The organism is Novosphingobium sp. TK46, assembly GCF_055361525.1.
Window position 1 is genome coordinate 2,800,825 of the sequence record NZ_CM143963.1, and the last position, 11,869, is coordinate 2,812,693.

Consider the following 11,869-nt stretch of genomic DNA (forward strand, 5'->3'; position numbering starts at 1 on the left):
GCCGCCCTTCGCGACGCCTTGTCGAACCACTCGCCCGGCTCTAGCGTTTTCTTCACATGTCAGACGAATCCCCCGCAGATCGCTTCAAGTCCGTCCTCGCCGGCGCCAGCCGCGCCATCGCGGCCGAGCCCGAGGTCGAGGTCAATTGGACCGCCGATGCGCCCAGTTCCACCGGCCCTACGTTCCGCGTGCCGATGCCGGGCCGCACGCTGCCGCGCGCCGCGGCGATGCAGGCGCGTGGCTTTGCCGACAGCTTCGCGCTCAAGCTGCGCCATCACGACGAGCGGCTGCACCAGCGCAGCGCTCCGCTCGAGCCGTCCGCACGCGCCTGCTACGACGCGGTCGAACTGGTCCGCTACGAAGCGCTGGGCTCCAACAAGTTCGCCGGCATGCGCGACAATCTCGATGCTGCGCTGGGCGTGCGGATGGGATCCGACCCGATCAATCGCGCGGGCAGCGTGGACGAGGTTCCCGTGCAGTCGGCACTGGCGCTGCTGCTGCGCGAGCATCTCACCGGACAGCCAATTCCGAAGAACGCGGTCGCCGGTGTCGACATGCTGCGCAAGTGGATCGAGCAGAAGGCCGGCGCCGACTTCGAGGCGCTCGCCAGCTCGCTGGACGACCAGAAGGCGTTCCAGTCGCTCTCGCTCGACATGCTCCAGCATCTGGAACTCACCCGCACCGAGCAACTGCCGCAGGAACCTGAAGACGCCGACGACATGGACGGCGACGAGCCGACCGAGGAAGAGCAGACCGGTGACAATTCCGGCGACGAACAGCAGCCCACTGAAATGGCCGGAGAGCCGAGCGAAGGCGAGGACGACGGCGAAGGTGAGGCCGAAGGCGAAGACTCCGACGAGATGCAGGATGGCCAGGATGGCGAAGAGGGCGAGGAAGGCATGCTGCCGGTCCGCCCCAATCGTCCATGGACCGACATCCCCGAAAGCTTCGATTACAAGGTGTTCACCGAGGCGTTCGACGAAGTCGTCGGCGCGCATGACTTGTGTGATGAGGAAGAACTGACCCGGCTGCGGGCCTACCTCGACGCGCAGTTGAAGGGCTTGCAGGGCATCGTCACGCGGCTTGCCAACCGGTTGCAGCGCCGGCTGATGGCGCAGCAGAACCGGTCGTGGGACTTCGACCAGGAAGAAGGCATGCTCGATGCCGCGCGGCTGGCGCGCGTGGTGGTCTCGCCGGGATCGTCGCTGAGCTACAAGATCGAGCGCGATGTCGAGTTCAAGGACACCGTCGTCACCATGCTGATCGACAACTCCGGCTCGATGCGCGGACGGCCGATCAGCATTGCCGCGATCAGCGCCGACGTGCTTGCGCGCACGCTGGAGCGCTGCGGCGTCAAGGTCGAGATCCTGGGCTTCACCACCCGTGCCTGGAAGGGCGGGCAAAGCCGCGAGTCCTGGCTCGCCAGCGGCAAGCCGCAGCATCCCGGCCGCCTCAACGATCTGCGCCACATCGTCTACAAGAAGGCCGACGAGCCCTGGCGGCGTGCACGCAAGAACCTTGGCCTGATGATGCGCGAGGGCCTGCTGAAGGAAAACATCGACGGCGAGGCCCTTCTGTGGGCGCACAGCCGCATGCTCGCCCGGCAGGAAGACCGCCGCATCCTGATGGTCATCTCCGACGGCGCGCCGGTCGACGATTCGACCCTGAGCGTCAACAGCGCCGGCTATCTCGAAGCGCACCTGCGCCGCGTGATCGATTGGATCGAACGCCAGTCACCGGTGCAGCTCGTCGCCATCGGCATCGGCCACGACGTCACCCGCTATTACCGCCGCGCGGTGACGATCATGGACGTCGAGCAGCTGGGCGGCACGATGATCGAACAGCTGGCGGGCTTGTTCGAGGAGGAGTGATCTCTCCCTACCTCTGGGTGCCCTTCACGCTGCTGGCCGCGACCGCGCAGGTCGTGCGCAATGCGTTGCAATCGAGCCTGACCAAGGAGATCGGCACGCTTGGCGCCACGCAAGTGCGGTTCGTATACGGCCTGCCTTTCGCGGTCCTGTTTCTCGGTGGGTATCTTGGTGTTTCGGGTGAGGCGTTGCCGATGCCCGGCTTGTCGGCGCTGGCGTGGATGCTGCTTGGCGCGGCGAGCCAGATTGGCGCGACGGCGCTGATGCTCGAGGTGATGGCGCGGCGCGATTTCGGCGTTGCCTATGCCTACATCAAGACCGAGCCGGTCACGGTCGCCTTGCTGGGACTGGTGCTGATCGCCGAACGCTTGCCGACGCTCGGATGGTTCGCAGTCATGACGGTCACCGTCGGCGTGGTGCTGTCGTCGCTGCGGCCGGGCGATGGAACGGCCAAGCTGGCCGAGGTACGCCCTGTCCTTATCGGCGTATCGAGTGGCGCGCTGTTCGGGCTATCCGCCATCGCCTTTCGTGCTGGGATCGAGGCCGTGCCGCAAGGCACGTTCATGATGCGCAGTTTGCTGATGCTGGTGGTATCGCTGGCGCTTCAGTGCGGCATGCTGATGGCCTGGTTCGCGGTGAGAGGAGCTGCGCCCTTGAAGGCCTCGCTACGCCACTGGCGCGTCAGCCTGGGTGCCGGAGCATTGGGGGCGCTGGCTTCGGCGGGATGGTTCGTGGCGTTTTCGCTGACACTGGCGGCTAACGTGCGGACCCTTGGCCTGATCGAGATGCCGATCGTGGCCTTGGTTACCCGGCGCGTGTCGGGAAAGTGGCTCTCCCCCCGCGAGGCGAGCGGGTTTGCGCTGATTACCGCAGGCGTGGCACTGCTGCTGTTCGCGCATCGAAGTTGATGGGCGGAACTTGACTGCGCAAAGGGCCTGCGTAAGTCCGCGTGCATGAAGCTCTACAACAGCCTGACCCGCGCCCTCGAACCGTTCGAGCCCGTCCACGCCGGCGAAGCGCGCGTCTATAGCTGCGGACCGACCGTCTACAATTACCCGCACATCGGCAATATGCGCGCCTACGTCTTTGCCGATGTGCTGGGCCGGACGCTGACCTGGAAGGGCTACAAGCTTACCCACGTCATCAACATCACCGATGTCGGGCACCTGACCGACGATGCCGATGCGGGCGAGGACAAGATGGAGAAGATGGCGCGCGCGCAGGCCCAATCCATCTGGGACATCGCGCGTCACTATACCGAGGCGTATTGGGCGGATATCGCGGCGCTCAACGTGCGCCAGCCGGCCAAGTGGTCGATCGCCACCGATTACGTACCGCAAATGATCGACTTCGCCGCAAGCATCGCCGAACGGCATTGCTACGAACTGGAGAGCGGCCTTTATTTCGATACCGCCTCCGTCGCCGACTATGGCCGCCTCGCGCGGCAGGTCACCGATGACGGCGAAGGCCGCATCGATCCCGTCGCCGGCAAGCGCAACGCCGCCGACTTCGCGATCTGGCGCAAGACGCCGCCGGGCGAAAACCGCCAGATGGAGTGGGATTCGCCGTGGGGGCGGGGCGCGCCCGGCTGGCACCTGGAGTGCTCGGTGATGTCGGGCGATCTGCTCGGCTTTCCGTTCGACATCCACACCGGCGGCATCGACCACCGCGAGATCCACCACCCCAACGAGATCGCGCAGAATCAGGCGTTCTGCTGCGCGCCCGGCGATCCTTGCGGCCTCGACGTTCCGGCCAACTCGGGCGCACGCGTCTGGATGCACAACAACTTCCTCGTCGAGCGCTCGGGCAAGATGAGCAAGTCGTCGGGCGAGTTCCTGCGCCTGCAACTGCTGATCGATCGCGGCTACCATCCGCTCGCCTATCGCCTGATGTGCCTGCAGGCGCATTACCGTAGCGAGCTGGAGTTCTCGTGGGATAACCTCGCCGCCGCGCTGACCCGATTGAAGCGCATGCTGATCGCCGCCGAGCGTCTCGCCGACGTCCCACCCGGCGACGATACGCATCCCAAGCTCGCGCCGATGCTGGAGGCGTTCGATGCCGCCATTTCCGACGATCTCAACACGCCGCTGGCCTTGATTGCTCTCGAAGACGTGCTTGCCGCCAAGAAAGTCGATCCCGCCGCGAAACGCGCCATGGTCGAGCGGATGGACGACGTGCTTGGCCTCGACGTGTTCGGCAAGACACGCGCCGACTTGCGATTGCGTCCCAAGGCCGCCGAGATCGACGAAGCCGAAATCGCCGCGATCATCGATCGCCGCAAGGCGGCAAGGGCGGACAAGGATTTCGCGACGTCCGACCGCCTGCGAGACGAACTTGCCGCGCGCGGAGTCGAAGCGATGGACGGCGACCCGCTCGGCTGGGAATGGAAACTGGGCTGATGCGGCTCTGGCGCCTTACACGGGCGCCCTACGTCGCGCTGGATGGCGCCGGCGCGATGAGGCACGGTGGCCGCTACACGTCGATCGGCACCCCGATCGTCCCGCTCGCAAGCGAGGCGGGGCTCGACGTGCTTGTCGCGCAACGCTACCTTCCGGCAAGCCGTGCGGAATGGCCCACCGATTTCGTGCTGGGATGGACAGACATCGACGCGGTTGCGCGGCGGCTCACCGATAGCGAAGACGATTCCCTGATACGCGCCGAGGTCGAAATCTGGCTCGCCGAATGCCGCTGGTTGCTGGCAGCGGTTTCATCGCGCGTACTGCCCGAGGCGGACGTGGTGCTGCTCAACCCGCGTCACCCGGATGCAGCCGACGTGCCGCCCTTGCAAGTCAAGCCCTTCGATTTCGCGGCCTGCCTCCATGTCCCGCCGATGCTCGATCGTTTCCGGAGTGCCTCATGACCGTCGCCGTGTTCACCTCGTCCGCTCGCCCGTTTCTCGAGCATCGTCTGCCGGACGCGATCGAGCCGTTGTGGTTCGAAACGTCTGAGCAATTGCTGGAACTTGCCCCTCGCGCCCAGATCGGCTGGTTCGATTCGTTCGGTTCGGACGTGGTGCCCGAAGCCGTTGCGCGTGCCGAGAAGCTGCGCTGGCTCAGCACGGTGGCGGCGGGCGTCAACCATTTACCGCTGGCGTTGATGGACGAACGCGGCGCCGTGCTGACCAACGGGGCAGGGCTGCACGCGGGCACCGTCGCGGAATACGCGGTGCTCGGCATGCTGAACATCGCCAAGGGCTATCGCGAGGTCGTGCGCGCGCAGGATCGGCATCAATGGCTGGACGAGCCGCCAGCCAGGGGCGAACTTGCCGGCACCTCGGCATTGATCGTCGGAGCGGGCGCGATCGGCGGGCGCATAGGCCACTTGCTGCGCGCATTCGATGTCGCCGTGACCGAAGTTCGCCGCAATGGCGCGCCGGGCACGCTGCGGCCAGAGGCGTGGCGCGCGAAGCTGGGCGATTTCGACTGGGTGATCGTGGCGGTGCCATCCACCGCCGCGACTCACGGCATGTTCGGAGCGGCCGAGTTCGCGGCGATGAAGCCGGGAGCGACGATCCTCAATTTCGCGCGCGGAGAGGTGATCGATACCGATGCCTTGCTGTCCGCGATCGATGCGGGGCGGCTTGGCGGCGCTTTCCTCGATGTGACCGAACCCGAACCGCTACCGCCCGAACATCCACTCTGGACACGCGCGAACGTCCATATCTCGATGCACTTGTCGGGCCGGTCACAGGAAACGATCTTTCAGAAAGGCGCCGAACGGTTCCTGCGTAACCTGCAGCGGTTCCTTGCGGGTGAACCGCTGCAGCATCAGGTGGATCTTCGCGCGGGCTATTAGATACGGGGAAGCAGGGCCGTCAGGCCTCGTCCAGCACCAGCAGCTCGGCCTCGATGGTCAGGCGCGGGCCATCGATCAGGCTATGTTCGGCCGCCACCACCTTGGCATCGGCGACGAGACGACCGTTCAGCGTGAATTCGTGTTCGGGCAGTTCCGCGATGAGGTTCTCGCCCGCCGCGACCGCGTCGGCACCGGCGAAGGTAAGTGTGAAGCTGTGGCGGGCGCCCGCGAACGTCGCGGTCGACCACGGCCGTTCGGCATGGCGCACGAACTGCACATCGGTGCCCGCCAGCGTCGCGAGTTCGCGCAGCAATCCCAGCCACGGGCCGCGCGCGCCTTCTCGGCGCAACGCCTCGGTCATCGCGCAACGGTGCGCAGGGTCAACGAACATGGCTTTGCTCCTCGTAGGTGTTCATGAATTGCTCGAGCCGCTGCTGCATCGCCGGACGTGGCTCGCGGCCGTTGCGGATATCCGCGACGATGCGCGGATCACGCACGGCGAGGCGTCCGAACTGGGTCCACGGCATCCCCGTGGATTGCAGGAAGCGCTCGATCCGGCGCAGCAACATAAACCTCATCCCTCATCAGCGACGACTCGATCAGTTCCCCGTTTGTTCCTTTTCAAATCCTACTTGTCTAGGAAATTTCCTTCGTCTACCGTCGCAGCATGCAGAACGATCCTTGCCGCGCTCGCCTGCTCGCCCTCGCAACGGAACGCGGGGTCAGTTTGGCGAGCCTGTCGCGACTGATCGGTAAGAACGCGAGCTATCTGCAACAATTTCTGCGCAAGGGCAGCCCGCGCAAGCTGGAGGAAACTGACCGAGCGGTGCTGGCGCGTTTCTTCGGCGTGGCAGAGACGGAGCTGGGCGGAGCGCAGGAAAAATATCGCGAGCAGCCTCATTCGGGCCGGGGGGCGTGGATCGACGTGCCGCGACTGCCGCTTTTCGCATCGGCGGGGCCCGGCGCTGCGGCCGGGGACGAGGACGCGATCGGCAGCTTCCGCTTCTCCGCCCGCTGGCTGCGGGACCAGGGCCTGCAGCCCGGCCGCCTTTCGGCCATCGCCGTACGCGGCGATTCGATGGAGCCGACCTTGCGCGATGGCGACGAGATCCTGGTCGATCAGACGCCGCAGGCCTGGCGCGACGGTATTCACGTGGTGCGACTGGATGGGGCGCTGGTGGTCAAGCATCTGGACACCAGCCGGCCGGGACACCTCCGCCTGCTCAGTGACAACCCCATCTATCACCCGATCGACTGCGCCGGGCACGACGTCGAAGTGCTGGGCAGGGTGGTTTGGAAAAGCGGACGGCTGTGACGGGATCGCGTGCATGTTGCAATCGCGTGCCGGGCCGGCCATTTCGGCTGCCATGACCCAGCCTTCCGTATCGCCTCAGTCGCCGCCAATGCGCGTGGCGATCTTGCCCGTGACGCCTCTGCAGCAGAATTGCTCGCTGATCTGGTGCACGAAAACCATGCGCGGTGCGCTGGTCGATCCCGGCGGCGACCTCGACAAGCTGAAGGCCGCGCTGGTCAAGACCGGCGTAACGCTCGAGAAGATCCTCGTCACGCACGGTCATCTCGACCACTGCGGGCTGGCCGGCGAACTGGCCAAGGAACTCGGCGTGCCGATCGAGGGTCCGCATGAGGAAGACCGCTTCTGGATCGCGCAGCTCGACGACGATGGCCCGCGCTGGAACATGGAGGCGCACAGCTTCGAGCCCGATCGCTGGCTGGACGATGGCGATCAGGTGACGGTGGGCGATCTCACGCTCGACGTCTATCACTGCCCTGGGCATACGCCCGGACATGTGGTGTTCCACCACGCGCCGTCGCGTTTCGCGATGGTGGGCGACGTGTTGTTTCAGGGCTCGATCGGCCGCACCGACTTTCCACGCGGCGACTTGCAAACGCTGCTCGATTCGATCACCGGGCGCCTGTGGCCTTTGGGTGACGAGACGACTTTCGTTCCCGGCCATGGCGCGATCAGCACTTTCGGCGACGAACGGCGTGGAAATCCTTACGTGAGCGACGCGGCTTTGCGTTGATGCGCCTGGCCGTCGACGGTCTAAGTGGGTTCCGGCTCCCCGACGACGTATTTGCGCAATCTGCGATCGGCGATCCCCAGGCTGGGCCAGGCCGCACGCCACTCAGCCAGGTGAGCGGCGGCGAAATGGCGATCGAGCGCAGTCTGGTCGGCCCATAGTTCCTTCACGTGGATCAGGCCGGGCTCCAGTACATCCTCGGCGTAACCGTATTCCAGGCAACCATCCTCCGCGCGACTGGCCTCTGCCATCCGTCGCATGACCGGCCGTGCCAGATCGAGGTTCTCGGGTGGCAGGCGCAAGGATCCGACGATCAGCAGCATGAAGCCAGGCTCATCGTCACATCACCCCAAGCGCGATCAGCACCGCGACCGCCGAGAGCCCGGCCAGGACCAGCAGCGTCAGCATGATGCCGCCGGCGCGCAGTACGTTGGTGTCGGTGCGATCCATGCCGAATCCGTGCGCGACGCGAGCCAGCATGTAGATCGATCCGACGATCGCCAGCCAGCGACCGCCTTTACCGGTCATTTCGATGGCGGCGATCAGGATCAACACGAATGGCGTGTACTCGACGAAGTTCGCCTGCGCCCGCATCCGCTGGAGCAGCAGCGGATCGCCGCCGTCGCCATGAAGGATCTTTTTGCCGACGCGCATCGCACTGGTGCGCACGCCCAGCCACAGGTTGATGATCGCCGCGGCTGCGGCCAGGCTCAAGGTCGTTTGCAAAATCAAGGTGGTGTACTCCGGGATCGCGGCAACGGGCGCTGCGCATCGGATCAGCATGGACTGCCCCACTACGGCTTGCAACTCGTCAGAAATCGGGTATAGGCGCGCCTTCGCAAAGCCGCCGGCCCATATGGTCTCGTCCGTATGGTCCTGGCGGCCTTTTTGACAGAAACTCAGATTTTCCAGGAACAGGTGCCGAAATGGCTGTCCCTAAAAGAAAGACTTCCCCGTCACGCCGGGGCATGCGCCGCAGCCATGACGCGCTTACGGTCGATGCTTTTGCAGAGTGCAAGAACTGTGGCGAACTGAAGCGGCCGCACCACCTGTGCACCGCCTGCGGCCACTACAACGGTCGCGAGATCGTCGCAGTCGAAGCGTAAGTTCGATCCGTGGCCGGCCGTGCTGGCCGGCAACCGGAGGCGAGGCACATCATGAGGCGGCTGACGTGGTTCGCGTTCTTGCCGCCTTGGTTTGAGGCGCGTCCGCCGTTGTTGGCTTCGGCTCGACTTCGAGGCGCCGGCCAGAACCTGCGCAGATTACAATGTGGAGAGACCCCATGAGCTTGCCGCGGATCGCTATTGACGCGATGGGCGGCGACGAGGGCGTGCGCGTTATGATCGAAGGCGCCGCGCTTGCGCGCCGCCGGCATGACCGCTTCAAGTTCCTCCTCGTGGGCGACGAGCCGCGGATCAAGGCCGCGCTCGACAGCCATCCCAACTTGCGTGCCTCGTCCGAGATACTTCACACCGATGGCGTGATCTCAGGCGACGACAAGCCGAGCCAGGCGATACGCCGGGCCAAGAGCACGTCGATGGGTCTGGCGATCAATGCGGTAAAGTCGGGCGAAGCCGGCGCTGCCGTCAGCGGTGGTAATACCGGCGCATTGATGGCGATGGCCAAACTGTCGCTGCGCACGATGCCCGGCATCGATCGCCCCGCGCTCGCCGCGCTGCTGCCGACATTGGGCGACAACGACGTCGTCATGCTGGACCTCGGCGCCAATACCGAATGCGACACCCGCAATCTGGTGCAGTTCGCGATCATGGGCGCAGCCTATGCGCGGGTGGTGACGGGTCGCGAGGCACCGCGCGTGCGTCTGCTCAACATCGGCACCGAGGAGACCAAGGGCACCGACGAGCTGCGCGATGCGGCCAACCTGCTGAAGGCGGCCGCCGGTGACCTCTCCATCTCGTTCGACGGCTTCACCGAAGCGGACAAGGTATGCCGCGGCGATGTCGACGTGGTGGTGACCGATGGCTTCTCGGGCAACATCGCGCTCAAGGCGATCGAGGGAACCGCGCGCTTCGTGGGCGACCTGCTGCGTCGCAGTTTTGCCAGCTCGCTGCGCTCGAAGATCGGTTTCCTCGTCTCGCGACCGGCGACGGAGCTGCTCAAGCATCACCTCGATCCCAACAACCATAACGGTGCGGTCTTTCTTGGCCTCAACGGTATCGTCGTAAAAAGCCACGGCAGCGCCAACGCGGCCGGCGTTGCGAACGCGGTCGCGGTCACCGCGCGTCTGCTCGAAGCCGACGTCACCCATCGGATCACCGCCGATCTTGCTCGTGTAGGAGAGGAATCCCTGCGCATGCGGCCAGCCACGGCCATGGAGGAACGCGCCTGATGCGCCGCTCGGTCTTGATCGGAACCGGCTCGGCCTTACCGCGCACCATCGTCAGCAATGCCGAACTCGCAGCGCGGGTCGACACGACGGACGAGTGGATCGTCGAGCGCACCGGCATCCGGCAGCGCCACGTCGCGCAAGCCGACGAAACCACCGCGACGCTGGCGATCGAGGCCTCGCGCAAAGCCATCATGGCCGCGGGGCTCGAGCCAAAGGACATCGACCTGATCGTGCTGGCGACCGCCACGCCCGACCAGACGTTCCCCGCGACCGCGACCATCGTCCAGCATGAACTGGGTTGTCATGGCGGCATCGCCTTCGACGTTGCGGCGGTCTGCTCGGGCTTCCTCTATGCGATGGGCGTGGCCGACTCGATGCTGCAGACCGGCATGGCGAAGCGCGCGCTGGTCATCGGATCGGAAACGTTCAGCCGTATTCTCGATTGGGAAGACCGCACGACATGCGTGCTGTTCGGCGATGGAGCCGGTGCGGTCGTGCTCGAAGCGCGCGAAGAGGCGGGCGAATCGCCACGCGGCGTCATCGCCACGAAGCTTCATGCCGACGGCAATCACAACCAGTTGCTTTATGTCGATGGCGGCGCATCGACGACCGGTACGATCGGCAAGCTGCGCATGAAGGGTCGCGAGGTCTTTCGTCACGCGGTCGTCAATCTGGCATCGGTCCTGCGCGAAGTGCTCGACGAGGCGCAACTGACCACAGACGATATCGACTGGCTGGTGCCGCATCAGGCCAATGCGCGCATACTCGATGCGACCGCCCGGAAGCTGAACTTGCCGCCGGAAAAGGTAATCGTCACCGTGGGTCAGCACGCCAACACATCCGCCGCCTCGGTGCCGCTGGCGCTCGATGCCGGCGTGCGCGATGGACGTATCAAGCCTGGTGATTTGGTGATGCTGGAGGCAATGGGCGGCGGTTTTACATGGGGCGCATGCCTCGTCCGCATGTAAGCTTGACTGCAATGTAAACTAATGTGTCTTTCGTCATGCACATTTGTTGATTTTGTCGCGTTTTTTTCTAATGGTCGCGCTCGGGGATCCTCAGGATAAGGGTAGGGTATCGATGCGCTCCACGGAGACGCTAACGCGAGCAGCCATTGCCGAAGCCATACACACCAAGCTCGGGCTATCGCGAGCGGAGTCGCTCGGCATGGTCGAAGCTGTGCTGCGACTGATGTGTGAAGCGCTGTCGAGCGGCGAAAACGTGAAGATCTCGGGTTTTGGCACGTTTCTCCTGCGGGACAAGGGTGAGCGGGTCGGCCGCAATCCCAAGACCGGCGTGGAAGTGCCGATCACCCCGCGTCGGGTCATGACGTTCCGCGCCAGCCAGATGCTGAAGGAGCGCATTGCCCAGGGGGCGCCGCCTGCATGAGCGAGGACGAAAGCCAGCCCGCAGCCGCGATGCCGCAACTCGCCTTCGACGACGGCAAGGCGCCCGACGCCTTGCGCACCATCGGTGAAGTGACCCGCGCGCTTGGCATCAGGCAGCATGTGCTGCGCTATTGGGAAGAACAGTTCCCGATGTTGAAGCCCGTCAAGCGCAGCGGAAATCGGCGGTATTACCGGCCCGAGGATATCGCGCTAATCGCCGAGATCGACCGGCTGGTCCATCACGAAGGCTTCACCTTGCGCGGCGCGCGGCTGGCGATCGAAGCCGGACGGGGCAAGGATCCCGCGATCGAACCTGCGGCAGTGCCATCTGAGCCAGCCCATCTTGCGGCCAAGGCAGGGCCGTCACTCCTGGACGAACTGCGCGCTATCCGGGCCGATCTGGCCGGAGCGCTCGCGCAAGCCTGA

General features: G+C 65.1%; 16 protein-coding genes. 12 read left to right on the forward strand and 4 right to left on the reverse strand.

The genetic code is table 11. The features are described 5' to 3' along the window. Nucleotides 1-56 precede the first annotated feature (56 nt). From cobT to ACXJ1Z_RS13420, 5 genes are read left to right on the forward strand one after another with little or no spacing between them, the layout of a single operon-like run. Nucleotides 57-1,871, forward strand: a complete 1,815-nt coding sequence (gene cobT, locus ACXJ1Z_RS13400; RefSeq protein WP_463777282.1) for a cobaltochelatase subunit CobT — start codon at nt 57-59, stop codon at nt 1,869-1,871. Further along, nucleotides 1,868-2,776: a DMT family transporter gene (locus ACXJ1Z_RS13405; RefSeq protein WP_463777283.1), complete on the forward strand. Its 909-nt coding sequence runs from the start codon at nt 1,868-1,870 to the stop codon at nt 2,774-2,776. Before cobT ends, ACXJ1Z_RS13405 begins: the two co-directional genes overlap by 4 nt. A 45-nt stretch (nt 2,777-2,821) precedes the next feature. Then, on the forward strand, nt 2,822-4,267 hold the full coding sequence (cysS, locus tag ACXJ1Z_RS13410; protein ID WP_463777285.1) for a cysteine--tRNA ligase: 1,446 nt from the start codon (nt 2,822-2,824) through the stop codon (nt 4,265-4,267). Next, nucleotides 4,267-4,728: an RES family NAD+ phosphorylase gene (locus ACXJ1Z_RS13415; RefSeq protein WP_463777286.1), complete on the forward strand. Its 462-nt coding sequence runs from the start codon at nt 4,267-4,269 to the stop codon at nt 4,726-4,728. The genes cysS and ACXJ1Z_RS13415 overlap by 1 nt, the downstream gene beginning before the upstream one ends. Further along, complete coding sequence (locus ACXJ1Z_RS13420; RefSeq protein WP_463777288.1) at nt 4,725-5,663, forward strand: NAD(P)-dependent oxidoreductase; 939 nt, start codon at nt 4,725-4,727, stop codon at nt 5,661-5,663. The genes ACXJ1Z_RS13415 and ACXJ1Z_RS13420 overlap by 4 nt, the downstream gene beginning before the upstream one ends. A 19-nt stretch (nt 5,664-5,682) precedes the next feature. Here the strand turns inward: ACXJ1Z_RS13420 and ACXJ1Z_RS13425 are convergent, their stop codons facing one another. Both ACXJ1Z_RS13425 and ACXJ1Z_RS13430 read right to left on the reverse strand, forming a co-directional pair. Next, nucleotides 5,683-6,054, reverse strand: a complete 372-nt coding sequence (locus ACXJ1Z_RS13425; RefSeq protein ID WP_463777290.1) for a hypothetical protein — start codon at nt 6,052-6,054, stop codon at nt 5,683-5,685. Further along, a complete protein-coding gene (locus ACXJ1Z_RS13430) occupies nt 6,044-6,232 on the reverse strand; it encodes a hypothetical protein (RefSeq protein WP_463777292.1) in 189 nt (62 codons plus the stop codon). Before ACXJ1Z_RS13430 ends, ACXJ1Z_RS13425 begins: the two co-directional genes overlap by 11 nt. 98 nt (nt 6,233-6,330) lie before the next feature. Between ACXJ1Z_RS13430 and ACXJ1Z_RS13435 the strand changes: the two genes are divergently transcribed. After that, nucleotides 6,331-6,978 (forward strand): S24 family peptidase, encoded by a 648-nt coding sequence (locus tag ACXJ1Z_RS13435; RefSeq protein ID WP_463777294.1) that lies wholly within the window; start codon nt 6,331-6,333, stop codon nt 6,976-6,978. Between the two features lie 52 nt (nt 6,979-7,030). Beyond that, a complete protein-coding gene (locus tag ACXJ1Z_RS13440; RefSeq protein WP_463777295.1) occupies nt 7,031-7,708 on the forward strand; it encodes an MBL fold metallo-hydrolase in 678 nt (225 codons plus the stop codon). Between the two features lie 20 nt (nt 7,709-7,728). On the opposite strand, the gene ACXJ1Z_RS13445 is transcribed toward ACXJ1Z_RS13440, so the two are convergent. Beyond that, nucleotides 7,729-8,028 (reverse strand): putative quinol monooxygenase, encoded by a 300-nt coding sequence (locus ACXJ1Z_RS13445; RefSeq protein WP_463777296.1) that lies wholly within the window; start codon nt 8,026-8,028, stop codon nt 7,729-7,731. 16 nt (nt 8,029-8,044) lie between these two features. Continuing rightward, on the reverse strand, nt 8,045-8,437 hold the full coding sequence (locus ACXJ1Z_RS13450) for an MAPEG family protein (protein WP_463781253.1): 393 nt from the start codon (nt 8,435-8,437) through the stop codon (nt 8,045-8,047). A gap of 194 nt (nt 8,438-8,631) precedes the next feature. On the opposite strand from ACXJ1Z_RS13450, the gene rpmF reads away from it, so the two are divergent. The 5 genes from rpmF to ACXJ1Z_RS13475 all read left to right on the forward strand — a co-directional run bounded on the left by rpmF (nt 8,632) and on the right by ACXJ1Z_RS13475 (nt 11,869). After that, complete coding sequence (rpmF, locus tag ACXJ1Z_RS13455) at nt 8,632-8,811, forward strand: 50S ribosomal protein L32 (protein ID WP_463777298.1); 180 nt, start codon at nt 8,632-8,634, stop codon at nt 8,809-8,811. Nucleotides 8,812-8,987: 176 nt separating this feature from the next. Continuing rightward, nucleotides 8,988-10,055, forward strand: coding sequence for a phosphate acyltransferase PlsX (gene plsX / locus ACXJ1Z_RS13460; protein WP_463777300.1), 1,068 nt, complete (start codon nt 8,988-8,990; stop codon nt 10,053-10,055). Continuing rightward, nucleotides 10,055-11,023 carry a beta-ketoacyl-ACP synthase III gene (locus ACXJ1Z_RS13465; protein ID WP_463777301.1) on the forward strand — a complete coding sequence of 323 codons (969 nt, stop codon included), beginning with the start codon at nt 10,055-10,057 and terminating at the stop codon, nt 11,021-11,023. Before plsX ends, ACXJ1Z_RS13465 begins: the two co-directional genes overlap by 1 nt. A gap of 70 nt (nt 11,024-11,093) precedes the next feature. Next, the gene (locus ACXJ1Z_RS13470; RefSeq protein ID WP_463777303.1) at nt 11,094-11,444 is read left to right on the forward strand and encodes an integration host factor subunit alpha; all 351 of its coding nucleotides are present in this window, start codon (nt 11,094-11,096) and stop codon (nt 11,442-11,444) included. Then, nucleotides 11,441-11,869 (forward strand): MerR family transcriptional regulator, encoded by a 429-nt coding sequence (locus ACXJ1Z_RS13475; RefSeq protein ID WP_463777304.1) that lies wholly within the window; start codon nt 11,441-11,443, stop codon nt 11,867-11,869. Before ACXJ1Z_RS13470 ends, ACXJ1Z_RS13475 begins: the two co-directional genes overlap by 4 nt.

What these genes read in the sequence shown, in the direction of transcription:
- rpmF (WP_463777298.1), top strand. Translation starts at nt 8,632, where the DNA reads ATGGCTGTCCCTAAAAGAAAGACTTCCCCGTCACGCCGGGGCATGCGC.
- cysS (WP_463777285.1), top strand. Translation starts at nt 2,822, where the DNA reads ATGAAGCTCTACAACAGCCTGACCCGCGCCCTCGAACCGTTCGAGCCC.
- ACXJ1Z_RS13430 (WP_463777292.1), bottom strand. Translation starts at nt 6,232, where the DNA reads ATGTTGCTGCGCCGGATCGAGCGCTTCCTGCAATCCACGGGGATGCCG.
- ACXJ1Z_RS13470 (WP_463777303.1), top strand. Translation starts at nt 11,094, where the DNA reads ATGGTCGCGCTCGGGGATCCTCAGGATAAGGGTAGGGTATCGATGCGC.
- plsX (WP_463777300.1), top strand. Translation starts at nt 8,988, where the DNA reads ATGAGCTTGCCGCGGATCGCTATTGACGCGATGGGCGGCGACGAGGGC.
- ACXJ1Z_RS13415 (WP_463777286.1), top strand. Translation starts at nt 4,267, where the DNA reads ATGCGGCTCTGGCGCCTTACACGGGCGCCCTACGTCGCGCTGGATGGC.
- ACXJ1Z_RS13435 (WP_463777294.1), top strand. Translation starts at nt 6,331, where the DNA reads ATGCAGAACGATCCTTGCCGCGCTCGCCTGCTCGCCCTCGCAACGGAA.
- ACXJ1Z_RS13425 (WP_463777290.1), bottom strand. Translation starts at nt 6,054, where the DNA reads ATGTTCGTTGACCCTGCGCACCGTTGCGCGATGACCGAGGCGTTGCGC.
- ACXJ1Z_RS13475 (WP_463777304.1), top strand. Translation starts at nt 11,441, where the DNA reads ATGAGCGAGGACGAAAGCCAGCCCGCAGCCGCGATGCCGCAACTCGCC.
- ACXJ1Z_RS13445 (WP_463777296.1), bottom strand. Translation starts at nt 8,028, where the DNA reads ATGCTGCTGATCGTCGGATCCTTGCGCCTGCCACCCGAGAACCTCGAT.
- ACXJ1Z_RS13440 (WP_463777295.1), top strand. Translation starts at nt 7,031, where the DNA reads ATGACCCAGCCTTCCGTATCGCCTCAGTCGCCGCCAATGCGCGTGGCG.
- cobT (WP_463777282.1), top strand. Translation starts at nt 57, where the DNA reads ATGTCAGACGAATCCCCCGCAGATCGCTTCAAGTCCGTCCTCGCCGGC.
- ACXJ1Z_RS13465 (WP_463777301.1), top strand. Translation starts at nt 10,055, where the DNA reads ATGCGCCGCTCGGTCTTGATCGGAACCGGCTCGGCCTTACCGCGCACC.
- ACXJ1Z_RS13420 (WP_463777288.1), top strand. Translation starts at nt 4,725, where the DNA reads ATGACCGTCGCCGTGTTCACCTCGTCCGCTCGCCCGTTTCTCGAGCAT.